We start from the raw sequence: 23,224 nt of genomic DNA on the forward strand, positions 1-23,224 counted from the left end.
TATGGAGAGAGAGCTGTTCATAGGGATCGACGCCGGTGGATCTGAAACCAAGCTCGTGGCCTGCGACGGCCGGGGAAACCTCGTCGGCTATGGGAAGGGCGGACCGGCAAACCACCTCTCGGTGGGATTAGAAAGGATGAAAGAGTCGCTCGTGGAGGCGATGAAAGACGCGGGTTGCGACGGACTGCATTTCGAATCGGCTTACATAGGTTACTCCGGTCTGGGTATCTGGAGTCCCTCGGAGCTTCTCGAAAAGATAGGCCACGAGGTGATCGACACCGATAGACTGGCGATAAACAACGACTGCTACAACGCACTGTACGGAGGCTTTGGCGGCGAATCCGGCATAGTGGCCGTTACAGGCACCGGCTCGATGGTCCTCGCCATCGATGAAGACGGAGAGGTAACCAGGCTCGGGGGCTGGGGACACTTACTCGGAGACTGGGGCAGCGGCTTCAGGATAGCAATGGACGCCATACAGGTCGCGCTCAAAGTGCATGACGGGACAGTGGATTCCAAGCTGCACGATAAAATGATGAATTTTTTCGGGTTCGATTCGTCGAGAGCCATCGTCCGCTACTTCTACATAGAACAGCATTCAAAATCCGAGATCGCAGCCTTCGCGCCCGTTGTAATTGAAGCCGCCGTTTCCGGCGATCGCGAGGCCCGCAGGATAGTCGAGGCAAACGCCATAGAAGTAGCCAGAACGGCGGTCGTAATGTACAATAGAGTGGCCGTAGCTCCGAGACTGGCCGTGGTCGGCGGATTGAGCAAATCGGAGTTCTTCATGGAGCAACTCCGGTGGGGGGTCAGCGGCTGGCTGAAACTCTGCAAGCCACTGCTCCAGCCGGTTTTTGGAGCCGTTCTGATCGCCATGAACAACTTCCGAAAGGTAGATAAACCCGTACTCGAGAGACTCAGCGAAATATCCGGGGAGTACGAACGTGAAGGCCGGCTTTAGCGAGACCAGGATCGAGCCGGAAGTCGGGCTCGAGATGGCCGGTTACATCGACAGGGTGGAGAAGTCCTCGGGGATTCACGGACCGCTCGAAATGAAGACGCTGTTCATGGGAGACCGCGATCCCTTTTGGCTGGTCGCCGTAGATCTTCTCGGCATACCGGCCTCTTTCAGACCGAGCGGCACCGTAGCCGTCGCCACACATACCCACGCCGCGCCGGAACCGGGACTAATGACAGGTCAGTTGAATTCGACCTTCGATATTAGCCGCGACCGGGCAAGAAAGGCGGCCAGTCCTCTCTCCAGTATAGAATATATAGCCTTCGAGGTTGAGGGCGTCTGTTCGCGCCGCACAGGCGGCGAGCGGTCGAGCGTGTTAGGGGGAGAAATTCTTGTGCTCGAGTGCGAGACGGGGAGGACAGGGATAGTGATCTTCCCGTGCCACCCGACGGTTCTGGGGCCGGAAAACACTCTCTACTCGCCCGATCTGGCTGGCGGTATCCGTCAGGCACTTACCTGGAAGTTTGGCTTCCCCTTCATGTACTTAAACTCCTGCGCGGGAGATGTCAGCACGCGCTACACACGAGCGGGCAGATCTCCCGACGAGATAGAGAGACTCTCCTGTCTCTTCGTGTCCAGCATGGTCGAAACCGGTAGAAAGAGGATAATTCCATCTGGCACGTCATACAGCGAATACTCTTTCGAGATGCCCGTAAAATCGCCCGATGAAAAGCCCCCCTTCCCTACCAGACCCGAAGCGCTCCCGGGCTATAAACTGGCCCTGAAGCGGCTCGAATCTAAGGGACTGGAGAAGTACAGGTCGGCCAGGCTAGGCATGCTGGAGCTGGGAGAGATCGCCATGCTCTTTCTGCCATTCGAGCTCTTTCTCGACACTGGGGAAATCCTGAAGAGAATAGCCAAAAAGCGTTTTGAGATACCGCTGATCGTCTGTTACGCGCTAGGGTATCTGCCCTACGTCGTGCCAGCCGGAATGGAGGGGAGTTACGAATGGTACGCTTCGCCCTACGAAGAAAGGGCCGAAAGCCATTTGGTTAGTGAAGTAGAGAGCTTTTTGCTTGGCAGGAGGTTAAAAGATGGACAGGAGCTTTATTGAACTATTAAAGAGAATCTCGACGATTCCTTCTCCAACCTTCCGCGAAAAGGAAAAGGGAGAACTTATCGCCAGCCTCCTAGCCCGGGCCGGCCTGAGAGTATGCCGCGACGAGCTGTACAACGTGCTGGCCTGGTCGGGTGAGGAACTCCCGCGGTCGGTAATACTTATAGAGGCACACATGGACACCGTCTTCGATGAATCCGTCCCGCTGAGCTGGGTAGAAGATGATGGGACAATAAGGTGCCCCTCGGTCGCCGATAACTCCGTCGCTCTCGCCGCGCTGATTACGCTGGCGCAGAAACACTCTAACTGGCCGGATGCAGTTTTCGCGGCCACGACCAGGGAAGAGGGTCCGGGAAAGGGAGAAGGGATGAAGCGTCTCATAGAGGGGATTCTCGGCGCCGGAAGAGAGATCAAATACTCGATCTCGCTGGAAGGCATACCGCAGGGAAGGATCACATACACCGGCATAGGTTCTATAAGAGCGAAGGTTTCCATAGAAACGACCGGCGGCCACCCCTGGCTGGAACCCGCCGCACCCAGCGCCGTTCACACCGCGGCCGCCATCGTCTCGAAAATCGTCGATTCGAGCGGTTACAGAGAATCGCCAAAGACTACGGTTAACGTCGGAACAATATGCGGAGGTACGTTGCCAACCGTGAGGGCCTCGGAGAGTCACTTCACGCTTGATATAAGATCGGTTGACAGGGAGAGCCTCCATAAAACCTTCGATCTCTGCAAACGTCTGGCCGGTGATATCTGCGAGCAGGCAAAGGCCTGTATGAACTGGGAGATCATCAGCTCGCGAGACCCTGTAAGCCTCAGGGAAGACCACGAATTGATCGGGTATATCAAGAAGGTGCACCGTCGGCTGGGCATCGAAAGCCAGATACGACCGGCCGCTACCAACGCCAGCCTCCCGCTTTCGATGGGACTGGCGGCTGCAACGGTAGGGGTCTGCGATGGTGGAAAGACACACAGCAGGGAGGAATGGATCTCAAAGAAGGGAATAGAGAGAGGTATGCTCCAGCTCGAATATCTCCTGGATCTGTTGCAGAGAGGTGATGGTGCTTGAGCGGTCCACTGTCAGGTCTTAAAGTCCTGGACCTCACGAGAGTTCTCGCGGGACCCTTCTGTACAATGCTGCTGTGCGATCTTGGCGCGACGGTTATAAAAGTGGAGAGACCGGTAACCGGAGACGATTCGAGGAGCTTCGGCCCGATGGTTAACGGCGAGAGCGCCTATTTCATGAGTATAAACAGGGGTAAAAAGGGTATCACGCTCAACCTAAAAAGGGCCAGGGGTAGGGAGATTCTGCTCGAGCTGGCAGCCAGATCCGATATACTGGTGGAGAACTTCAGGCCGGGAACGATGGAAAGACTCGGCCTAGGATACGAAAGACTCAAAGAAAAAAACCCCGCTCTCATATACGCCAGCAGTTCGGGTTTCGGCCACTTCGGACCCCTTAAGGAAAGAACCGCTTACGACATCGTCATTCAGGGAATGAGCGGCATGATGAGTATCACAGGTCCGGACGAGGAAAACCAGAGCAAGGTCGGCAGCTCGATAGCCGATATACTTTGTGGAATCTTCACCGCTCTTGCCATAACGGCCGCCCTCAACAGCAGGCGAGAAACCGGCAGGGGGCAGTATATAGATGTGGCGATGCTCGATTGCATGATATCGGTGCTGGAGAATGCCATTCTCCGCTATTCTGTGACGGGCGAGATTCCCCGGCCACTTGGAAACCGGCACGCATCGATCGCTCCCTTCGGAACTTTCGAGTGTCTGGACGGAAAGATAAACATCGGCGTTGGCAACGATCAGTTGTGGAAAACCTTCTGTCGCGTGCTATCGATGGAAGAGCACGAGAAGGACGAACGTTTTTCGAAAAACACGAGCAGAGCTGAAAATGTCAATGAACTGACAAAATAATAAACGAAAAGCTCAGTGTAAAAACCGTTGATGAGTGGTTGAGAATATTCGAAAGAGAAGGGATCCCCGCCGGAAAAATCTGCACCATTGCCGACCTCTTCGAAAACCCCCAGGTGATCGCCAGAGAGATGATAGTGAACCTGTCTGTTGGAGAGAGGAAGATCGGTATGGCCGGAAATCCCTTGAAATTCTCCGAAACGCCCGTAAATATAGGTGTTCCGGCCCCAAAGCTCGGGGAACACACCGAAGAGATACTGAGAGGCCTGCTGGGAATGGAGAGCGATGAAATCGAAAAGTTGAGACGGGAGGGGATAATCTAGAGTGGAAGAACCGTCCATCGTCCGGCGTCCCGGAGCGTGAACCCGTCCTTCGAAAGAGCCTAGAGCACGAGCGGAGTACATCAATCCGTCATTCTGAGCTTGACTCAGAATCACGTTCTTCCTCCTTCCCGTCATGCCGGACCTGATCCGGCATCTCCGCTCCTTTGAAAGAGCGAGAAGAGCGAGATCCCGTATAGAAGCACTACGGGATGACAGTGCGGGGGCGTTGCGGAATGACAGTCCCTTCCCGTCATGCCGGACTTGATCCGGCATCTCCGCTCCTTTAAAAGAGCGGAAGAGCGAGATCCCGTATAGAAGCACTACGGGATGACAGTGCGGGGGCGTTGCGGAATGACAGTCCCTTCCCGTCATGCCGGACCTGATCCGGCATCTCCGCTCCTTTGAAAGAGCGAGAAGAGCGAGATCCCGTATAGAAGCACTACGGGATGACAGTGCGGGGGCGTTGCGGAATGACAGTCCCTTCCCGTCATGCCGGACTTGATCCGGCATCTCCGCTCCTTTGAAAGAGCGAGAAGAGCGGGATCCCGTATAGAAGCACTACGGGATGACAGTGCGGGGGCGTTGCGAAATGACAGTCCCTTCCCGTCATTCTGAGCTTGACTCAGAATCACGGTTTTCCAAGGAGTGGATCCCTGGAGCCCGGGATGACGGGATCGGTGCAATAGGGAAAAGGTTTGAGGTTTATTATTGTTATTGAATGACGATACTGAGGAGGCGTCGAATGATAACCAGGAATGAGATATTCGAGCAGCCGCGAAAGCATGGGATTCTCTCAAGAAGGTACCGTAGTCTTTCGCGGCCTCTGGTCGATTTCATAGAGAAGAATGGGCCTGCGTGCGTCGATTTTGTCGGCTGCGGAACTTCGTACTTTCTCGCCATGGGTTGCGCGAAGCAACTGGAAAGGCTTTCGAAGGGAAGGATCAAGTCGTCCTATTACAGCGGCTCGGAGATAATGCTCGGTCTTGCCGCGCCATCGAAGGGAGATCTGCTTATAGGGCTTTCGAGGTCCGGAACTTCCACCGAAACGCTCCTCGCACTCGAGAAGGCCCGCCGGGACGGCGTGAAGACCGCGGCCCTCACCTGCCATCCAGGAAGCGTAATGATCGAGATGGCCGATCTTCCAGTCGTGATGGATTTCATAGAAGAGTCGGCGATAGTGATGACGAAATCCTTCACGTCCATGGCCTTCTTCGTGAGCGCCCTTGCCAGAGAGCTGTTCACACCCGGTAGTCTTGACGATTACCTGAGCAACATCCCCGTGTCCTCCCGCGCAGTTCTTGACGGTTCGCTGAATTTTCTCGAGACTCTTGCGATAGCGGATTTTGATCACTTCGTCTTTCTGGGATACGACGAGTACTTCGCCGCCTCGATGGAGGGGATAATAAAGGTGACGGAGATGTCTCTCACCGAGGCCGACTGTTACCAGACGCTAGAATACAGGCACGGGCCGAAATCCAAAGTCAGAAAGAGCACTCTGGCAGTCGTTTCGGCAAACGAAAGATCCCTGGGCGAGGAGCTGGCGATGGCCGGGGAAATAGAAAAACTCGGCGGCCGGCCGGTGATAATATCCTGCGGAAAAGTCGAAGGGTTCGCGAACATAGTTACACGGTACGGCGGAAAAGACTTCGGCGACTGGTTCCTCAGAGCTGTACCGCTCCAGCTGCTCGGTCTAGAACGGGCGATCGCAAAAAACCTCGATCCCGATAGACCGAGGAACCTCACTAAGGTCGTTCAACTTTAGATGTAACGAGGAGCCGGCGGGAAGGCGTTGAGAAAAAAAGGGACCGCTCAAGGCGGTCCCTTCGGTAGAATCAGTTCAGATTTTGTGTTTCTTGAGGAATTCGTCTATGATCTCTTCCAGATTTGGTCTGCCTATTTCCTGAAGTTCGTAGCCTATCCTCACTGCCGGCTTGTTTATATCTATGACCCTTCTGAGATCTATCGGCGTGCCGATTATTACCAGATCTGCGTCGGCCTTGTTTATGGTCTCTTCCAGTTCTTTCATCTGTTTCTCGCCGTAACCCATGGCCGGCAGGATCTCGTCGATATGGTTGTACTTCTCGTACGTGGCCACGATCGAGCCGACAGCGTACGGTCTGGGATCGACGATCTCTTTGGCGCCGAACTTCTTGGCGGCCACCCAGCCGGCTCCGTATCTCATTCCACCGTGCGTCAGCGTCGGGCCGTCTTCGACCACGAGTACCCTTTTGCCCTTTATCTCAGATGCCTTGCCGCCTTCGATCATTATCGGGGAGGCGCCATCGATCACTATTGCGTCGGGGTTGTATTTGGCGATGTTCTTGCGGACCGTTTCGATTCCCTCGGGCGAGGCTGTCTCTTCTTTGTTTATCACCACGACGTCGGCCATCATGAGGTTGGTGAAGCCCGGGTAGAAAGTGGTCTCGTGACCGGGTCTGTGCGGATCCACGACAGTTATGTAGAGATCGGTTTTGTAGAAGGAGAAGTCGTTGTTTCCACCGTCCCAGATGATGACATCCACGTCTTCCTTTTCGGCCTCTCTCATGATCGCTTCGTAATCGACTCCGGCGTATATGACCGCCTTCCTGTCGATGTGAGGCTCGTACTCTTCTCTCTCCTCTATCGTGCATTCGTGTCTGTCCAGATCGGCGTAGTCGGCGAATCTCTGGACCTTTTGCTTCACGAGATCGCCATAAGGCATCGGGTGTCTTATGGACACGACTTTCTTTCCCTTAGCCCTGAGGATGTCGAGCACCCTTCTGGTGGTCTGGCTCTTTCCACAGCCCGTCCTGACGGCGACGATCGAGATCACCGGTTTCGAGGATTTTATCATCGTCTTGGAAGGCCCGAGCAGGATGAAATCGGCCCCGTGCGCGTTGGCAATGGCGGCCCTTTCCATTACGTACTGGTGCGGTAGATCGCTATATGCAAGGACTACCTGGTCTATCTTGTGCTGGTCGATCAGTTTTCCAAAGTTGTCTTCGGGCAGTATAGGGATGCCATCCGGGTAAAGCCTGCCGGCCAGCTCGGCGGGATATTTCTTGTCATCGATTCCCGGAATCTGGGTCGCCGTGAAGGCCACGACTTCGAACTCTTCATTGTCGCGGTAATATGTGTTGAAGTTGTGGAAATCTCTTCCGGCAGCTCCAAGTATCAGAACACGTTTCTTTTCCATTTTCTACACCTCCGTATTTCTTCCGTTATCTATAAGATTCTAGCAGTACATAAAGACAGTTTTCAAAAAGAACCAATCGCCCACAAAAAACAATAGGGGCCAAAAAACCCCTATATACGGCATTATGCGACGGTATGCGTGAGTATGCTGGCGTATCATCCTCCATTTGCCGCGCTAATTATAAGCACCTTCGATCCGACCGGAATGGTTTCGCCCTCTCTTATCAGCCGACCATCGGCCATTACAAGGACCGCCTCTCTCCTGAGACCCGTTTCTTCGACCAGCTTTTCAAGAGGCATCGCCCTGTCGAAGCTCCATCTTTTCTGTCCGTAAACCACTTCCATCGCCGTTTCACCTCTTCAATTGCAGACCTCGCAGCTTTCTCGTTTTCCGACATCGATCTCTTCGTACATGTCGTTCCTTAGGTCGAACCAGAAGACTTTCTCGATGGACCTTCTCCGGTTCAGGAAGTCGATCGTCACGGCCGCCTGGAGCATAGCCCCGAAGTAACTCGTGAAGGGCAATATGCCTTTCGGCGCGGTGGTATCCTTCCTGTCGTCGCCCATGAAACACCTGTAACAGGCCAGGTCGCGTCTCCTGAAAATCACGTAGCCGCTGAATCCTTCGACGGCCGAATCAACGTATGGAATTCCAGAGCGGTAAGAGGAATCGTTTATCTCGTAACGCGTACCATAATTGTCTACGCAGCTCACCACCAGGTCAGGTTTCTCGCTTCTGAGAAGACCTTCGGCAAAATGCTCTTTGTAGATCTTCACTCTCGCCGACGGGTACATCCTTGAGAGTTTCCTCTCGAGTATCGTCGCTTTGGGATATCCAACGTCACCATAATCGTACAATATTTGTCGGTGCAGGTTGTTAAGTTTTATTTCACCGGGCTCTACGATCGTGATATCTTTCAGGCCACGATCAAGCAGCAGCTTTATGAGCGGGGCTCCCAGGCCGCCGGCACCGACCACCATGACTTTTCCGGGCCGTCCGATGCGATCGAGACCGGCCGGGAGTTTCATGTTGAAGGCCTTTTCGTACTTGCCGTCCATAAACCATGAGAAGATCCTGCCCGCGATTATCGGAGCGTAGGTCACCGGCAGGGAATGGGGGAAGGAGATTCTCTTCTTCTCCTTATCGACGACAATTTCGAGAAGGGGACCGTCTTCGAAGATAACGGTCTCTTCCTGCCTGTATATGAGCGGAGAGTAGAAGGGGAGTATCTCCTGCCGGGGAAACTCCTTGGTTATTCCGGAAAGGCCACTCCTTATAAGCAACTCCGCCACGAGCTCTTCGAGCTCTCCGGAGATTCTTCCAAAGGTCTCCTCCGAGAGCTTCAACTGTAATCTGTCGTCGATCCCTTTCACCAGGAGCTGTCTCTCGTACCAGTTGAGCAAGAATTCACTTTCCATATCCATAACTCATCCCTCCCGTGGATCGAAACACAACACAAGTATATCAGCTATGTCTTTTCAGGGGAGGCCGTTCGAGGGGTCGCGAAACGCGGCGCCTGCTTTTACATATCCGGTATGTAGCCCTTGAATTGGGCTTTGTAGAGTCTGGCGTAGTGGCCTGAGAGTTTCAACAGTTCGGAATGGTTTCCCCTCTCTATTATTCCGTCGGCCGTGATGACAACTATCTCATCCGCGTTCTTTATAGTCGATAATCTGTGGGCTATTACCAGAGAGGTTCTTCCCCTCGAAAGCATTTCGAGAGAGGCCTGTATCTTCAATTCGGTCTCGTTGTCGAGAGAGGAGGTCGCCTCGTCGAGGATCAGAATCGGCGGATTCTTGAGGAAGACCCTGGCGATGGAGATCCTCTGTTTCTGTCCGCCGGAAAGCATAACGCCCCTCTCACCGACGTAAGAATCGTAACCTTTATCTAGCGTCATTATGAAGTCGTGTATATTGGCCTTCTTGGCTGCTTCGATTATCTCTTCGTCCGTCGCGTCGCCCTTTCCGTAAGCTATATTGTCGCGGATCGTCCCGGCGAAGAGGAAGACGTCCTGCTGGACTATCCCGATATTCCTGCGCAGAGAATGCAGCGTGACATCCCTTATATCCTTCCCGTCGATCGTGATTCTCCCTTCCTTAACATCGTAGAAGCGCGGTATGAGGTGGCAGAGCGTGGTCTTGCCCCCTCCGGAAGGTCCGACCAGGGCGATCATCTTTCCGGCCGGTATATCCAGAGATACGTTCTTCAGGACGTTTTCTCCGCCGTCGTAGGCGAAAGTAACGTTCTCGACCTTAACCTCTCCGATCACGTCTTTGAGTTCGACTGCGTTCGGGCTGTCGATTATTGAAGATTTGGTCTCCATTATCTCTATGAATCTCTCGAAGCCGGACATTCCATCCTCGTACTGCTGGGCGAACTGCATCAACCTCCTGATAGGCTGCAAAAACAATTCTATGTACAGAAAGAAGGCCACGAACGACCCGACAGAGATCTCGCCGGCGTACGTGAGATACCCGCCCATAGCCAGCACCGTGACCTTCAGAAGGTTCATCAGAAGGTCGATGCCGGTCGTCATCTCGGCCATAGATTTGAAGGCGAACTGACGGGATTCTTTGAACTCCCGGTTGCCCGTATCGAATTTGATCTTCTCGAAGTTCTCGTTGGTGAAGGACTGGGCCACCCTTATTCCGGAGATGCTGTTCTCCACTTGCGCGTTGACGTTGGCTATCTTCTTTCGCACGATCCTGAAGGCCTGAGCCATCTTCTGTCTCTTCTTCACGCCGAACCATATCATGAAGGGAATGTACATGAAAACTACCAGTGTCAATCTCCAGTCGGTCTGCACCAGAATGATGAAAGCGCCCGTCAGGGTGATCAAGGATATCAGCAGATCTTCCGGACCGTGGTGGGCGAGCTCGGTTATCTCTCTGAGATCGTTGACGATCCTCGACATTATCTTTCCCGTTCTCACCCTGTCAAAATAACTAAAAGAGAGGGTCTGAAGATGAGAGAAGATATCCTTCCTCATGTTGTATTCCATACGGACACCGACAACGTGGCCCCAGTAGTTCACGATGTAGTTGAACACAGCCCTCAACACGAATAGCAGGGCCATAACCACGGTGATTGTCGCTATACCCCGCATATTTCCCGAGGGGATATAGTCGTCGAGCGCCCTGCTCGTGAAAGTCGGGAAGACCAGATCTATGCCCGCGATCATGAAGGCGCAGGCCATGTCCAGAATGAACAGCCTCAAGTGTGGACGATAATAGGCGATAAATTTGCGAATCATTCAGAGCCTCCAGTAAAGTAAGGTAAGCGTCTCAATTTTACTCCCTCGCGCGAAGTATAACAAGCGAGCAAAAGGAAAACAGAAGCATCGTCCGGCTGGATATCACTTTCCACACTAAATCCCACAATCTCCCAAATTCTCACTGTATTTCTCCCAAATTCATTTACTAGAATGGGTTTGAAAGAAAAAGACAGCGGGAGTGGCGAAGGTGATAGGAATGAAAACGACAGTTTCACATACAGATAGATCAACCTTTGGAAAGAACGGCCAAGTGAAAGAAACGAGCAAAAATCGATTAAAAGAGCTGTTCTCCGAACGGAAAGTCAAGAAAGTCGGGGAGGTGGTTCTTACTGGAAGAGAGTTCATCAGAGAGAACTTGGAGAACTTGCCACAATCGATGACCATCGAGCAATTCATCGAAAAATACAACAGCTGGTACAGTCAGGGAACGATAGAAATTAGATTTCGGGACGTAACCAGGACCGAACATTACACGATGCAGAGCGACAGGAGACTTTCTCTGGATGAGCTGATATATTTCATGAAATTGTGGAAAGATGAAGGTCTTGAAAGAATTCTCTTTTACGAGACAAGAACGGAGAGCGACATTCCAACCGGCTGGGATGGAGCGGCTCTGGAAGATCTGAAAAGTCTCAAACCCCGGGAAGGTGAAAGAAAATTCTCGACAAGACAGGCAATACCATCGCAGAAAGTGCTCGTCCTTAGAATGTCGGATGAATTCGGTGTCAGGGTTACCGTTCTGAGAAACGTAACAACAGGCGGTAAGGTGCCACAAATCAGGAGATCGGCAGGTGATGAGATTATTGTAGAAAGAGCGATCGTCAACGAAGGGAACACGGAAATCAACTGAATACTTTATCCCCCCCAATTGAAAGTGAAATGAGTCAAGCGCAGAACCTTAAAGTGGAAACGACACAGCAACTGTCACAGAACGCCGTTTAGACTTCGTAAAACCTCCAATAACCCGGGCCAGATGGCCCGGGCTTCATATGGGTTTTGCAAAGAGCGCGTGTCGGGTTTACAATGAACAGTATGGACAAACTCTTTGTCGGCATCTATTTCATACTGGCCTTCACGCTCATAGTCTTTTCGAAGAAGCGGCGGGTTTTACTCGCCTTCACTGCCGGAATGCTGCTGGTAGTGCTAAAAGTCTCCGAAAGCATGCGCATAGAGACCATATCCGAATTCGTCGATTTCAACGCCATATTTTTGCTTATAGGTATGATGGTGATAGTGGCGATAATAAAATCGACAGGTTTCTTCCAGTACATAGCCATCAGGACTTTGAAGTGGACGCGGGGTAACATCATGCTCCTCTCGGCCCTGTTCGCCGCCCTGATCGCGCTCTTTTCGATGATCCTCGACAACGTGACCACCATGATAATGTTCATGCCAGTCATTTTCTTTGTCGCCGATGGAGCCGGCTTCAACCCCTTCGCCTTCACCACGGTCATGATACTGGCCTCCAACGTGGGCGGCTGCATGACGCTCGTGGGAGATCCACCGAACATAATAATCGGAAACGCATCGAAGATACCCTTCCTCACGTTCACGGCCCTGGTCTTCATTCCACTGGCCTTATCGTTTGCCGTGCTCTTGTTGATGTCGAGATTCAGCATACTCAAGAGCCTCGCCTCGCTCTCTCAAAACAACTCGGTGATAAAAGAGATGAGAACCGAGGGTGTCATAACCAATCCAAAGCTCATGATAGTCTCCCTATCTACACTGGTGATCGTTGTGATAGGCTTCATAATCCACAGCGTCGTCGATATAGAGATGTCGCTCTTCGCCATACTCGGCGCGGCCTTCCTGCTACTGTATACCGGCAAGGACTTCGATCACATGGCAAACGAAGTTGACTGGAACGCGATACTCTTCTTCATAGGCCTCTTTTCGCTCGCTTACTCTCTGGAAAGCTCGGGAATCGCCGGCGATCTCTCCCGGATAGCCATGAAGCTCGAAGGTAATCCAATCCTGCTCTCAAGCGCGATCCTGTGGCTCAGCGGCTTCATCGCCATGATCACCGGCGCCATACCAGTCGTGACGATCTTCATACCCATCGTGGCCAATCTCTCGGCCATATACCCGCTGCCCTACGACCTATGGATAGCACTGGCCCTGGGCGCAAACCTCGGGGGAAACGGCACGCTCACCGGCCACCTGGCCAACATAATAACTTTCGAAATGCTCAACAAAGAGGCCCGAAAGAAAAACACGTTTTTGGACTTCCTGAAGCTGGGCTTCCCGTTTTCCGTAGTTTCTCTCGCAATCTCGAACCTCTATCTCATAGTCAGGCTGCTCATGATTGGATAAAGGACTCTAAAATTTGGAAATTGATTTCCAATTCCGTGAAACGAATTTCCAAGAGTAAATTTTTGTGAAATCTATTTCCAAAACACGCGGTTATTCGGGAAATACACTTCCTTTTTTTAGGGAGTTATGAACATTGAATGTTCATAACTCGGTCCGAAATCTCTAAAAGCCTTATTTAAAGACAATCATAGCGATGTTCATAACTCAAATCGACGCATCTGGCTATCTAAGGCGATTTCCGCATATCGATTCGTATGGCGAACCTAGTTATGAACATGCCCACCGAGTTATGAACATGCGTCTCGAAGGAAAAAACGCCTGAAATATACTCCAGAAAACAAATACGGGCGTTTTGAGTTTTCTACATTCTACAATCGGCCATTCATGGTACACATGTGAGTTATCTACATTCAATGTAGAAAACTTTTGAGTTATGAACATGGGTCAAATTCGCTGCCACAAAAGCTTTGACTGAGTTTTCTACGAGTTTTCTACGAAGATTATTATTATTATTTATTTATATATCAAGAGAGAAATAATAAAAGAGGAAAGATAACTCTCTTGAGAGCAGCGGCGAGAGGCAAGTTATTGGAAAAATACGCGAGAAAAAAGAGTTCACTCCGCTCACGAGAAGGCGAAAGCGAAAATGGGGACTGACGATTCTCCTGACGTCTGTCCCCGTTTTTCGCGAAGACCGGGATCCTGACTAGGAACATGCCAGAATGACGGGAAGGGAGTAAGACTGTTATCCCGTGTCATACCGTTAACCGCCCCACTCATGTCATCCCGTAATGCTCCTATACGGGATCTCCTCTCCTCTCTCTCCTCCTCTCGAATCTTTTACCAAGAACCTGGACGCGCAGCGTCGTTGAGAAACCTCACTCCAACTCTTTTATGGAGCGTCAAAGAGAGTCCTTCAGATATTGTGATGGCGTCTTGCATTTTACATTACCCCGCAGTGCACTTTGCAGACAGAGCTTGTCCCCGGTTATAAGCAAGGCATTTCTGGCCGCCGCCAATGAAATGAAATGATTGTCCGGAGGATCAGCACTGAAACTAACTAACTGATAGTCATCGACAATCTCTACCACCGTTATGAAATACTCTACAAAGTTGGAAAGAGCTTCCAATTCAGCATTTCTACGCTTTCCCATCAATTTCACTATAAACCTTCGCAACTCTTGAGTGAATATTCCCGGTTCAATTACCTCTTGCTCCAGTGCTTTAATGATGGCCATGCTACATGTTCTGGAGCCAAGAGCCGCTGAAATCACAACGTTCGTATCAATAACTACCTTCATCTTTCATCTCTTTTCTTACCTCATCCAGAACTTCTAATCCCTCTTTTTCGCTGAGTCCAATCTTTCTCGCTTCTTCATGGGCTTTTGAAAGATAGTAATTCATCAAATCCTCCTTAGACAAGGGTGATATCTTCATGATCGGAACCCCGCGCCTAAGAATCAGAAGTTCTTCTTTGCTTTCGACAATCTCGCTGAACCTGTTTCGAATATCCCTAACATTAACAGTCTTCATAACAATCACCTCAAAACCATTGTATCACAAATATAATCTTTAGTGATACAAATGTATCACACTTGTTGTCGACCTGAATAACCTCCCCCTCGGCTACCCGCACCGTCATTTCGTGTCATACCGTTAACCGCCCCACTCATGTCATCCCGTAATGATCTTATACGGGATCTCGCTCAGAAGAGCCGTCCATCGTCCTGCGTCCCAGATCATGGACCCGTCCTTGGAAGAGCAGTTCCTTGTTCCGACGCTGTGCGTTCAGGTTACTCGTTCTTGGTTCAAGACAGAGGAAAGAGCGATCGAGTAGGAGAGGGGCGGAGCCCCTCGTCCTCTCACAGAACCGTGCGTACGGGCCTCGTACACGGCTCATGGATCGAGTATCGGATACTTCGACAGGGGATGATAGTACGATGTCATATCGAATAAGTTCATCTCTTCAAAGAACCTGTTGGGAATGGCGTAATTGACTGCTTTTGTGTGAGAAGAGCGCCATTTGTTCATTCTCAAATTGACTTTCTCTTCCCATCCAGCCCTTCTAAGGACTCTGTTCAGTTTCTTTGTGCTCTTCCACTGGTGTAGTATGATGGCTCTAAGCCTTCTCCTTATCCAGCTCAAAAGCCCTCTCAAGGTAGATTGTAAGTCTACTATCCTGAAATAGCTGGCAAATCCTCTCAACAGTGGATTTAGCTCTTTCACTATTTCCTTTACCGGTGTGCTCTGGTTCCTTCTTGTGTCGACATCAACAGTAAAATAAGAAAAACGCCGGTAGAAAATGTGAAAAAGCATCGGGAGAAATTGTGGACTAACATTTGAATATTCTCAGGCAAAAAGGGGGTATTCAGATGTTGGGAGAGAAGCAGGTCATTGAAATAAGAATACTTAGCAAGAGGGGAATTACAAACAGAGAGATAGCCAGAGAAATGGGCTGCCATGAAAACACAGTCAGCAAGTATTTGAAGGAGGATTGGAAGAAGATGAAGGGTATTTCAAAACTGGATCCTTACAAAGAGCACATAATCAAAAGGCTAGAAGAGTATCCGTCAATAAAAGCCACAGTGTTGTTCAAAGAGATAAAGGCTCAAGGTTACACCGGAGGAATGACGATAGTTCGGATGTATGTGCACTCCATACGTCCGGAGGATGAAATTGAGAGCACAAGATTTGAGACAGCTCCGGGCAGGCAATTCCAGGCCGATTGGGGAGAGGGTGAGACCAGGATAGGTGGAAAGTCGGTGGTGATAAAGTTCTTCACCATGGTCCTAGGATACTCGCGAATGTTGTATGTCCAGATAGTCAATGACGAGAAGCTTGAGACACTTCTTCAAGCTCACAACAAGGCATTCGAATACTTCGGAGGTTATCCACATGAAGGGCTGTACGACAACATGAAAGCCGTGGTCAAGTCTCTTGAGAGGAAGAAAGAATACAATGCCAAGTTCACAGACTTCGCAGACTTCTATGGCTTCAGGATAATAACTCATCGTCCATACAACCCGAAGGCCAAAGGGAAGGTTGAGAGGATGGTTCCGTATGTGAGAAACAACATACTGTATGCTCAAAGCTACTCAAGCCTCTCTGAATTAGAGAACACTCTTCTCGATTGGTTGGTCATTGCCAACCAGAGATTACATTCCTATCTAAAAGAAACCCCTCTCGAGAGGTTCGAGAGGGAAAAGGAACATCTGAATAAACTAACTAGATTCTATCCCTTGAGGAGATTAAACACAAGGCTGGTAAGAGAGTCCGGACAGGTCATTTACAAAGAAAGAGCTTACAGGGTACCTGAGAAATACACCGGCAAGAAAGTCAACCTGCAAACGGAAGGTCAGATGCTGAAGATTTATTGTGAAGATGATCTGATCAACAGCCAGCCACTCAAAGACCAGGTTGAAGTAAGGTCCTTGAAGGAATACCAGAAACTGGTGGGGGCATGAAATGGCATACGAAAAAGTGAGAGAGTTAATGGAATCGCTCAAGCTTACCGGAATGATGAACTCGCTGGATTTCTCTCTACACAATTGGGGCAAAGGAGAGAAAGATGTAACCGAGCTCTTGGAAGAATTACTGCTGGCTGAAGTAAAGGAGAAGAGTGAAAGAAGATATCTCACAGCTCTCAAATACAGTGGACTTCCATTTCACAAAACACTCGAAGAATTCGACTTCTCCTTTCAGCCTTCAATAGACAGGAAACAGATAATGGAACTGAAGAGCTTGAGATTCCTGTACGAAAAAGAGAATGTCGTTCTGCTTGGACCTCCCGGGGTTGGAAAAACACATCTGGCAGTAGCCCTGGGAATGGAAGCGCTCAGAGAAGGGAAGAAAGTTTACTTTGTGAATGCAATATCGCTTGTGGACAAACTGAAGAAGGCCTTTTCTGAAAGACGGTTTGAAAAGACGATAGGTTACTTCAAATCGATTGAGCTACTCATTGTAGACGAGTTGGGGTATCTCCCACTTGAAAATGAAGGTGCAAAGCTCTTCTTTGAACTGGTGAGTGAGAAATACGAAAAGGGAAGCATAATCCTTACTTCAAACAGAGGCTTTGCAGAATGGAACAGAATCTTTGAAGACGAGATACTCGCAACAGCCGTTCTTGACAGACTATTGCATCACTGTACCATTGTCAACATACGAGGAAAGAGTTACAGGCTTAGAGAGAAACAGAAAACCGGTCTTATTGGTACACAATTGATTAGTTCGCCTGGTCATTGATTTCACAAAAATCGTTGATGTTTTTCCACATTTCCGATCGATGTTTTTTCACATTTCCGATTGATGTTGACACACTGTCTTCCGATCACATTTCTTCGATCCTTCTCCCCTTCGCAAGTGATGGAGCCTTTCGACCTCCTCATCACCCCCTTGGCTTATAGCCAAGGTCCCTTCTCCTTTCGGAGAGGTTCTTCACTACTACGGGTTCATCTGCCATCCTCCTGAGCTTTCCCTTAACTTGGATCTCCTCCTTGCTAACGGTTACCCCTTTCGGACTCATGAGGACTTCCCCGGGTAAGATACACCACTTTCATCCGAATCCTGCCATCCGAACCTTTACAGCTGGAGTCAGGGCTTTCCCTTATCTCGCAGGGTTACCCTCTGTAACGGCCATCTCTGGTTCACTTTCGTTCAGTTCCGGACTTTGCCTCGGGCTTCCTTCAGATTCACCGTTACCAGTGACACCCTTGCCTCTGGCTAATGCTTCTTTGACTCCCCACATTCGGGTCTTTCACCCTATAGTTGTGTACCATGCCGGGCGCACGAGATGCCGGATCAGGTCCGGCATGACGGGAAGGAGGAAAGGACGGGTTCACGCTCCGGGACGCAGGACGATGGACGGTTCTTCTCGCTCTTCCCGCTCTTCATTCTGCAAAGAATCATATAAATCATTGCCCTTGAAATATAAAATAAGGCGTGATAGAATACTAACGAACGTTAAATATAAAGGTGCGTGCGATGGCGGAGAAGGATTTAAAAGAGAGAATCAAGGAAGTGGCGGTTGAGCATTTCAACAGAAACGGTTATCACGGAACGACGATACGCAACATCGCCAACGATGTGGGATGTTCTCTACCGATGATCTATTATTACTACAAGAACAAAAAAGAGTTGTTCGATGAAATAATCAAAAAGGAGTTCTTCAGCATTATAAAGAAGCAGGCTTCTCACCTGAAAACCTCCGGCATCGTGGATTTCTACACCAAGTTCATCAACGACCTGAACGCCCTGAACAACTACGATAAGCAGGTTTACCGGCTAGGGATAAAAGTTTATCTCTCCTTCGACGGCGACGATGAATTGATGAACCTCATGGATGAATGGGAAAAGACCATACTGCCCAGGCATTACAAGATTCTGCAGCCTCATCTGAAGAACACCGAAAACGACACGGCGGTTGTGCGGACTCTGGTGCATCTCATGGAAACGCTGATCGAGAACATAGTCGTGAAAAACAGATACTTGCCAGAGGGGGAGATCCGGGAAGAGATCGCCATCGTTCTGCGCGGTGTGGACGGTTCAATTCCCGATCCGCAATCACACTGAACGTAAGCCAAAATATAAAGATGCAGTTTTACTACATACACTTTACTAACGAACGTTAAAACAACAAAGAGGAGAGGAGAAAAGTGGAAATCGAAAAGAGACTCGCAATACTTCAGAACACATACGCGGTATCGGTGGCGGAGGCCGTCAACACGTACGACAGATTGAAGGCGCTGGAGGCGATAGTCGAGAGAAGAAAAGAGAGGCAGGCCCAGACGGCTCCATACATGAATCAACAGCTGGGCATAGAGAACGTAGAAGATGTCTTTTACAAGCTTTCGGAGATCTACGGCTGTGCGAACTGGGAGGTGGAGAAAACAGGGGAGGGCTATGTCGCCACAGCGACTTCATGCAAACTCTGCGCGCTTTCCAAGAAGATGGGCGGGGCGAACCCCTGTGATGGATGGTGTCTAGACCCCATGATCGCCATGTTGTCGGCGGCCGTTAAAATCGACTCCAGACACATAACTGTTGAGAGTACTTTAATGAAAAGCGATAAATGTAGAATGCTGATTAATACAAAATTTGAATAGCAATAGAAGCGAGTGAATCCAATTTGATTACTCAGAAATATCGTACAAAAAAGCCATTATGATTCCACACAAAAATTGAAACTTATCGTGTTGCGAACTATAGTTGATACAAGAAAGCGGGCCTTACGGCCCGCTTATTCTTGCGCGGGGAGATCACTTCCTTCTGAGCGTTATCGCGAATATATGGACGTTAGGGATCTGCGGAAAGACTATGGTTTTGAGTGGTCTGTCGAGAGTTTCGATGCACCGGTAGTAAAGCATGCATTTTATTCTCTCTATGTTTCCGGTGTTGTCGTATCTGGAGGGAAAAGTGAAGGCTATATCCTCGCCCATCGAGGGGCCGCCGCACCAGTCGGAGAAGGAGACAGAGATGTTCTGTGTGGTTCCATCCTCGTAAACCAGCATCGCCTGTCCCGTGTAATCGCCGTGGTTGGCCGAACCCAGTATGCAGATCCGGCTGAAAACCTCCGGAACGAAGGTAACGGCCTGGCCGGTCAGGCGCATGTTGTCCCTTCCCTTCGTCGTAATCGCAAATTCTACGCCGGAGATCTCCAGCCTGCCGTCGATGAGGCTCTTTTCCAGTTCCTGCGCGGGATAAGAGGCACCGAAGATGCCCTGCGGGTTGTCGAAATTCGAGCTTTTCCTTTCATCGGCCGTTGCCAGACCGTCGTTGTCGAAGAGCGCCCTCAGATCTAGGTGTACCTGGTCGAGATTCTCGATCAAATCAACGGCCACGGTCGGCACCTGAACGATCTTTCTCTCGGTAGATACGATTCTCCCTGGCAGCGCGGTCATTCCCTCTTCGTATCCGGGAACGGCCCTGTGATTCAAGACCAGTGTTTCGTCGCTCTCCGGTATGTACAGGGCGATCAGGTCGGGTAGAAACACCAGCTGATCGAGATCGAAGCTTCCCGACCCGACCTTTCCCCCCAGCGTGAGCGTCGAATCCTGACCTGTGCCGGTGATGCCACCAACTTTGAAGATCGAATTCCGGGCGATGGAAAGGGTCACTTCAGATCTCGACTCCCCCAGGCGGAGTGTGAAAGAGACGGGGCCGGTCTGAACATTGCCGACCCCGGCGAAGGCCGAATAAGGTACCGGAGGCAGCGCGACGCTCTCCCTCAGACTGAAGACGCCACTTACCTTCAGAGAGGCGTTTCCCGAGATCCCTGTGCCCTGAAATGTATCGACTTCGGAGAGGCCGGTCCTCATCGCTTCGGCCTCTATCACCTTCGCCGGTGTAAGCAACTCGATCGTGCCGGAGAAGTACTTTTCGTACTCGTCAGGCAATCTCGAAAGTCTTTCCAGCGAAAGCAGCATGGATATCGTCGATTCGGCGCCGGCATTTCTGTTTATGTGGGAGAATTCCATACCGTCGTACCCCTCCCCGTTCGGTCCGATCATGGACTGGCCAAGTGAGTTGAGACCGATGAACCAGCTCCCCAGAAGCGCGGTGATCGTCGCGATCTCGCGGTCATTCGTAATGGAGAAGAGCGTGTAGCCGGTCGAAATGGCCGCCTCTGCAGCATAGGCGATCTGAGGGAAGAGCTGGACGAAACCGCTCAGAGAATACACCGGACCGGCGCTGAGCAGAAGCATGGCGCCGTCTTTGAAGGCGTCGGCCGCTAGCCCGAGCATTTCATCATCTTCCAGCGCCAGCGCGGTCATCGCGAGCGCTTCGAGCTGTCTGGAGCCCCAGCCGTGCCAGTGAGGGACGTTCTCCTGCGGAGCGTTCTCGTCCACCAGACCTCTGAAGATCGAGTCATTATCGGTGATCAGTTTCGATCTAAGAGAACCGGAACAGCGTTTTATGAAGTTAAGCACTTCGAGGTCGTTGGAGATTCTGTAAAGCTCGACCGCGCCAAGGAGCGCTACCGATGAGATGTCAGTGTATCCCTGGATCAGGCCATCTCTTTCGTAGTTGAGTAAAACTCTGAAGGCCTTATGCGAAGCCCTGGCCAACTCCATGGAGTAGGAAGGGTCTCTCTGACTCAGCACCCAAGCACCCGTCGATAACGCCCAGAGCCCGCGAGCAGTCCACCAGTTGCCGCCTTTGCGCGAGGTGGGGCCGTTACGGTTTATCTTCCCGTCCGCGAAGATGAAATTGAAGAAGTCGCCGTCCACATCTTGCATGGCCAGAAGGAAGTCCAGGGCTTCCCGGGCCTTGAGATAATGAGACTCTTCGGCCGATTTCTCGAAGAGTCTCAGGTAGAGTATGGCGGCTCTGGCCACGTCGTCCACGCAGGTTACTCCCTCCCCCGGGGCCTGTGCGTGTCTGTAAGATCCATCGGGCTGCCGGTCGGCGTAGATCCAGTAGCCGGCCTCTACGCTCCCTTCTATATCGAACTCATCTCTCAGAAATTCGAGATGGCCCAGATCTAGCTCCACGTTTATTCCTGCGAGCGCAACGGGCAGCACTATGATGAACAAGGCCAGAATTTTTTTCATAAATATTCCCCCTTTCAAGAGTGAGGGCGAGCAAAGCTCGCCCTTAAACCGTTTTAGATGAATAGAGGTCTCTATTTTCCAAATACCAGGGACTGTATCTCCGCCTTCTTCAATTCGACGAACTCGATGGAATCGGCGATCGAATCGGCGTTATAGACCGAATAGACTTTCTGGAAGACGTAAACATCGCCGGCCACGAAATGCGCCACGTAATCTTCCCACTTGGAGGAGACGGCGCCCTTCGTGCTTTCGAAGGCGTCAATCTCACCGGGCATCCACTCGAAGAGTCCGTCGCGGAACTCCCGGCTCTCGTACACCCATGTCGGTCCGCCCATCCATTCCTGGTAGTTGGCGGTTATTGGAGGCACCCACATATTTATCTCGGCAATGCCCGTCTTGAGAGACGGCGAATAGTTGGCCCTCCAGCTCTCCTGAGAGGCGAAGATGTACGTTGCGCCCCACCAGAGAGGCCTCATTGAATCGACGGCGGGGAAGACTATGTACGGTTTATTGCCGGTGTACATGATAGCGTTTCTCTCCAACCAGTACTCGAGAGGGGTTATGTTCAGTTGATCGGCCCAGAGAAGTCTTCTGAAGACCGGAAGTGTGTGCACCGTATCTTCGGCGATGTCGGTGAGCGGTCTGGTCGCCATAATCTGCAGTTTCATTAGATCGGTGTAGGTGCCGAACTCGAAGGTGTTGCGGGAGATAATGTCGCCGTTGTTGAAGATCGTGGTGATGATCTTCTGAGTCAATCCGAGGAAGGGCTTCCCATCGAGCGTGCTGACAACGGTTACACCCACAGGTCCGGCCGGTAAAACCTCGACCCCGATGACCTGGAAGTCCCCTGAGGTCTTCTCCTCGTGTCTGCCGTATTGACCGTCAACATAGAAGGTAGAGCCTACCCAGCCAGAAACCCTTGCGATACCTATTTCATCGACGATCGTTCCTTCAACGGCGCCGAAGCCGGTCACTCTCACTAGTCCTTTGGCGTTCACCGTGGCCCTTATATCGCCCACTTCGACCAGCCAGTTACCGTCCTCCTCTACTACACTTCCCACCGCCTCGTAAGCCGGGGCCTGGATATCGAAGTCGTCGCTCACGACTATCTCGGCCGGTCCCGTTATGAGGAAGGAGAAAGTGTCTCCCGATGAAAGCCTCCCCGTAAGATCCGTGTCGTCGATCTGGTAAGGAATCTCCTTTCCGTCCTGAATCACTCTCAGCGAATCCCAGTTGGCATCGAAATCGACTCCGATCATGTCGAGGAGAGCGCTGAGACCTAGAGAAACAGGTATCGCCTCGCCCGTGAAAGAGTTGACGGAGACTGGAATCTTCACAGTCCCGGCCGCCAGAAACACTGAAACAACTATGAAGAAAAGAACGAAGAGCTTTTTCATGTAAACACCTCCCTGTGATCGTATGAAAACGCTTACATATCACAGTGATTATAGAATTATTCTGGTACGTTGATCTAAGACGAATAATGACAGTAATCGAACATGGTAGGAGAAAAAAAGTATTCATGAGCAATTATTTCATTTTTGCACATTGTTTTACGTATTTTGTATATATACAAGATTAAATTA

Annotated in this window: 20 protein-coding genes and 1 pseudogene; 11 read left to right on the top strand and 10 right to left on the bottom strand. The window is 50.8% G+C overall.

Annotated features, from left to right (window positions below; genetic code table 11):
- Window position 1 precedes the first annotated feature (1 nt).
- From MESINF_RS05525 to MESINF_RS05545, 5 genes and pseudogenes are all read left to right on the top strand, one after another.
- Window positions 2–961 carry an N-acetylglucosamine kinase gene (locus MESINF_RS05525; protein ID WP_169698904.1) on the top strand — a complete coding sequence of 320 codons (960 nt, stop codon included), beginning with the start codon at window positions 2–4 and terminating at the stop codon, window positions 959–961.
- Entirely contained in the window at window positions 945–2,072 is a 1,128-nt protein-coding gene (locus tag MESINF_RS05530; protein WP_169698905.1) for a hypothetical protein, read from the top strand. The genes MESINF_RS05525 and MESINF_RS05530 overlap by 17 nt, the downstream gene beginning before the upstream one ends.
- Window positions 2,053–3,147, top strand: coding sequence for a M20/M25/M40 family metallo-hydrolase (locus MESINF_RS05535; protein ID WP_169698906.1), 1,095 nt, complete (start codon window positions 2,053–2,055; stop codon window positions 3,145–3,147). Before MESINF_RS05530 ends, MESINF_RS05535 begins: the two co-directional genes overlap by 20 nt.
- A 65-nt stretch (window positions 3,148–3,212) precedes the next feature.
- Window positions 3,213–4,327: pseudogene (locus tag MESINF_RS05540) on the top strand (CaiB/BaiF CoA transferase family protein).
- 742 nt (window positions 4,328–5,069) lie between these two features.
- A complete protein-coding gene (locus MESINF_RS05545) occupies window positions 5,070–6,089 on the top strand; it encodes an SIS domain-containing protein (protein WP_169698907.1) in 1,020 nt (339 codons plus the stop codon).
- A 75-nt stretch (window positions 6,090–6,164) separates the two neighbouring features.
- Here the strand turns inward: MESINF_RS05545 and MESINF_RS05550 are convergent, their stop codons facing one another.
- The 4 genes from MESINF_RS05550 to MESINF_RS05565 form a co-directional block, all read right to left on the bottom strand.
- Window positions 6,165–7,502 carry a cyclic 2,3-diphosphoglycerate synthase gene (locus MESINF_RS05550; RefSeq protein ID WP_169698908.1) on the bottom strand — a complete coding sequence of 446 codons (1,338 nt, stop codon included), beginning with the start codon at window positions 7,500–7,502 and terminating at the stop codon, window positions 6,165–6,167.
- 155 nt (window positions 7,503–7,657) lie between these two features.
- Window positions 7,658–7,846 carry a hypothetical protein gene (locus MESINF_RS05555; RefSeq protein ID WP_169698909.1) on the bottom strand — a complete coding sequence of 63 codons (189 nt, stop codon included), beginning with the start codon at window positions 7,844–7,846 and terminating at the stop codon, window positions 7,658–7,660.
- A gap of 15 nt (window positions 7,847–7,861) precedes the next feature.
- Window positions 7,862–8,926: a HesA/MoeB/ThiF family protein gene (locus MESINF_RS05560; protein WP_169698910.1), complete on the bottom strand. Its 1,065-nt coding sequence runs from the start codon at window positions 8,924–8,926 to the stop codon at window positions 7,862–7,864.
- A gap of 98 nt (window positions 8,927–9,024) precedes the next feature.
- Window positions 9,025–10,755 (bottom strand): ABC transporter ATP-binding protein, encoded by a 1,731-nt coding sequence (locus MESINF_RS05565; protein WP_169698911.1) that lies wholly within the window; start codon window positions 10,753–10,755, stop codon window positions 9,025–9,027.
- A gap of 217 nt (window positions 10,756–10,972) precedes the next feature.
- On the opposite strand from MESINF_RS05565, the gene MESINF_RS05570 reads away from it, so the two are divergent.
- Together MESINF_RS05570 and MESINF_RS05575 are read left to right on the top strand one after the other, a co-directional pair.
- Entirely contained in the window at window positions 10,973–11,626 is a 654-nt protein-coding gene (locus MESINF_RS05570; RefSeq protein ID WP_169698912.1) for a hypothetical protein, read from the top strand.
- 173 nt (window positions 11,627–11,799) lie between these two features.
- Entirely contained in the window at window positions 11,800–13,089 is a 1,290-nt protein-coding gene (locus MESINF_RS05575; protein ID WP_169698913.1) for an ArsB/NhaD family transporter, read from the top strand.
- A gap of 902 nt (window positions 13,090–13,991) precedes the next feature.
- Here the strand turns inward: MESINF_RS05575 and MESINF_RS05580 are convergent.
- From MESINF_RS05580 to MESINF_RS05590, 3 genes are all read right to left on the bottom strand, one after another.
- On the bottom strand, window positions 13,992–14,390 hold the full coding sequence (locus MESINF_RS05580; RefSeq protein ID WP_169698914.1) for a putative toxin-antitoxin system toxin component, PIN family: 399 nt from the start codon (window positions 14,388–14,390) through the stop codon (window positions 13,992–13,994).
- The gene (locus tag MESINF_RS05585) at window positions 14,374–14,622 is read right to left on the bottom strand and encodes a type II toxin-antitoxin system Phd/YefM family antitoxin (RefSeq protein ID WP_169698915.1); all 249 of its coding nucleotides are present in this window, start codon (window positions 14,620–14,622) and stop codon (window positions 14,374–14,376) included. Before MESINF_RS05585 ends, MESINF_RS05580 begins: the two co-directional genes overlap by 17 nt.
- Window positions 14,623–14,985: 363 nt before the next feature.
- Entirely contained in the window at window positions 14,986–15,405 is a 420-nt protein-coding gene (locus MESINF_RS05590; protein WP_231936849.1) for a group II intron maturase-specific domain-containing protein, read from the bottom strand.
- A gap of 56 nt (window positions 15,406–15,461) precedes the next feature.
- Between MESINF_RS05590 and istA the strand changes: the two genes are divergently transcribed.
- Both istA and istB read left to right on the top strand, forming a co-directional pair.
- On the top strand, window positions 15,462–16,553 hold the full coding sequence (istA, locus tag MESINF_RS05595) for an IS21 family transposase (RefSeq protein WP_169698555.1): 1,092 nt from the start codon (window positions 15,462–15,464) through the stop codon (window positions 16,551–16,553).
- A gap of 1 nt (window position 16,554) precedes the next feature.
- Window positions 16,555–17,331, top strand: a complete 777-nt coding sequence (gene istB, locus MESINF_RS05600) for an IS21-like element helper ATPase IstB (protein ID WP_169698556.1) — start codon at window positions 16,555–16,557, stop codon at window positions 17,329–17,331.
- Window positions 17,332–17,473: 142 nt separating this feature from the next.
- Here the strand turns inward: istB and MESINF_RS05605 are convergent, their stop codons facing one another.
- Window positions 17,474–17,611 carry a hypothetical protein gene (locus MESINF_RS05605; protein ID WP_169698557.1) on the bottom strand — a complete coding sequence of 46 codons (138 nt, stop codon included), beginning with the start codon at window positions 17,609–17,611 and terminating at the stop codon, window positions 17,474–17,476.
- Between the two features lie 458 nt (window positions 17,612–18,069).
- Here MESINF_RS05605 and MESINF_RS05610 point away from each other — a divergent pair, with 458 nt between their 5' ends.
- Window positions 18,070–18,657, top strand: coding sequence for a TetR/AcrR family transcriptional regulator (locus MESINF_RS05610; protein ID WP_169698916.1), 588 nt, complete (start codon window positions 18,070–18,072; stop codon window positions 18,655–18,657).
- 83 nt (window positions 18,658–18,740) lie between these two features.
- Window positions 18,741–19,190: a hypothetical protein gene (locus MESINF_RS05615; protein ID WP_169698917.1), complete on the top strand. Its 450-nt coding sequence runs from the start codon at window positions 18,741–18,743 to the stop codon at window positions 19,188–19,190.
- Window positions 19,191–19,343: 153 nt separating this feature from the next.
- On the opposite strand, the gene MESINF_RS05620 is transcribed toward MESINF_RS05615, so the two are convergent.
- Together MESINF_RS05620 and MESINF_RS05625 are read right to left on the bottom strand one after the other, a co-directional pair.
- Window positions 19,344–21,638, bottom strand: coding sequence for a hypothetical protein (locus MESINF_RS05620; protein ID WP_169698918.1), 2,295 nt, complete (start codon window positions 21,636–21,638; stop codon window positions 19,344–19,346).
- A gap of 71 nt (window positions 21,639–21,709) precedes the next feature.
- On the bottom strand, window positions 21,710–23,035 hold the full coding sequence (locus tag MESINF_RS05625) for a hypothetical protein (protein ID WP_169698919.1): 1,326 nt from the start codon (window positions 23,033–23,035) through the stop codon (window positions 21,710–21,712).
- Window positions 23,036–23,224 lie beyond the last annotated feature (189 nt).

The organism is Mesotoga infera, from assembly GCF_900157305.1.
In the GTDB taxonomy this organism is placed as follows: domain Bacteria; phylum Thermotogota; class Thermotogae; order Petrotogales; family Kosmotogaceae; genus Mesotoga; species Mesotoga infera.

Coding starts and splice junctions, on each gene's coding strand:
- MESINF_RS05605 (WP_169698557.1), bottom strand. CDS start 17,611: ATGAGTCCGAAAGGGGTAACCGTTAGCAAGGAGGAGATCCAAGTTAAG.
- MESINF_RS05610 (WP_169698916.1), top strand. CDS start 18,070: ATGGCGGAGAAGGATTTAAAAGAGAGAATCAAGGAAGTGGCGGTTGAG.
- MESINF_RS05625 (WP_169698919.1), bottom strand. CDS start 23,035: ATGAAAAAGCTCTTCGTTCTTTTCTTCATAGTTGTTTCAGTGTTTCTG.
- MESINF_RS05535 (WP_169698906.1), top strand. CDS start 2,053: ATGGACAGGAGCTTTATTGAACTATTAAAGAGAATCTCGACGATTCCT.
- MESINF_RS05555 (WP_169698909.1), bottom strand. CDS start 7,846: ATGGAAGTGGTTTACGGACAGAAAAGATGGAGCTTCGACAGGGCGATG.
- MESINF_RS05620 (WP_169698918.1), bottom strand. CDS start 21,638: ATGAAAAAAATTCTGGCCTTGTTCATCATAGTGCTGCCCGTTGCGCTC.
- istB (WP_169698556.1), top strand. CDS start 16,555: ATGGCATACGAAAAAGTGAGAGAGTTAATGGAATCGCTCAAGCTTACC.
- MESINF_RS05580 (WP_169698914.1), bottom strand. CDS start 14,390: ATGAAGGTAGTTATTGATACGAACGTTGTGATTTCAGCGGCTCTTGGC.
- MESINF_RS05550 (WP_169698908.1), bottom strand. CDS start 7,502: ATGGAAAAGAAACGTGTTCTGATACTTGGAGCTGCCGGAAGAGATTTC.
- MESINF_RS05570 (WP_169698912.1), top strand. CDS start 10,973: ATGAAAACGACAGTTTCACATACAGATAGATCAACCTTTGGAAAGAAC.
- MESINF_RS05575 (WP_169698913.1), top strand. CDS start 11,800: ATGAACAGTATGGACAAACTCTTTGTCGGCATCTATTTCATACTGGCC.
- MESINF_RS05560 (WP_169698910.1), bottom strand. CDS start 8,926: ATGGATATGGAAAGTGAATTCTTGCTCAACTGGTACGAGAGACAGCTC.
- istA (WP_169698555.1), top strand. CDS start 15,462: ATGTTGGGAGAGAAGCAGGTCATTGAAATAAGAATACTTAGCAAGAGG.
- MESINF_RS05565 (WP_169698911.1), bottom strand. CDS start 10,755: ATGATTCGCAAATTTATCGCCTATTATCGTCCACACTTGAGGCTGTTC.
- MESINF_RS05525 (WP_169698904.1), top strand. CDS start 2: ATGGAGAGAGAGCTGTTCATAGGGATCGACGCCGGTGGATCTGAAACC.
- MESINF_RS05590 (WP_231936849.1), bottom strand. CDS start 15,405: ATGCTTTTTCACATTTTCTACCGGCGTTTTTCTTATTTTACTGTTGAT.
- MESINF_RS05585 (WP_169698915.1), bottom strand. CDS start 14,622: ATGAAGACTGTTAATGTTAGGGATATTCGAAACAGGTTCAGCGAGATT.
- MESINF_RS05545 (WP_169698907.1), top strand. CDS start 5,070: ATGATAACCAGGAATGAGATATTCGAGCAGCCGCGAAAGCATGGGATT.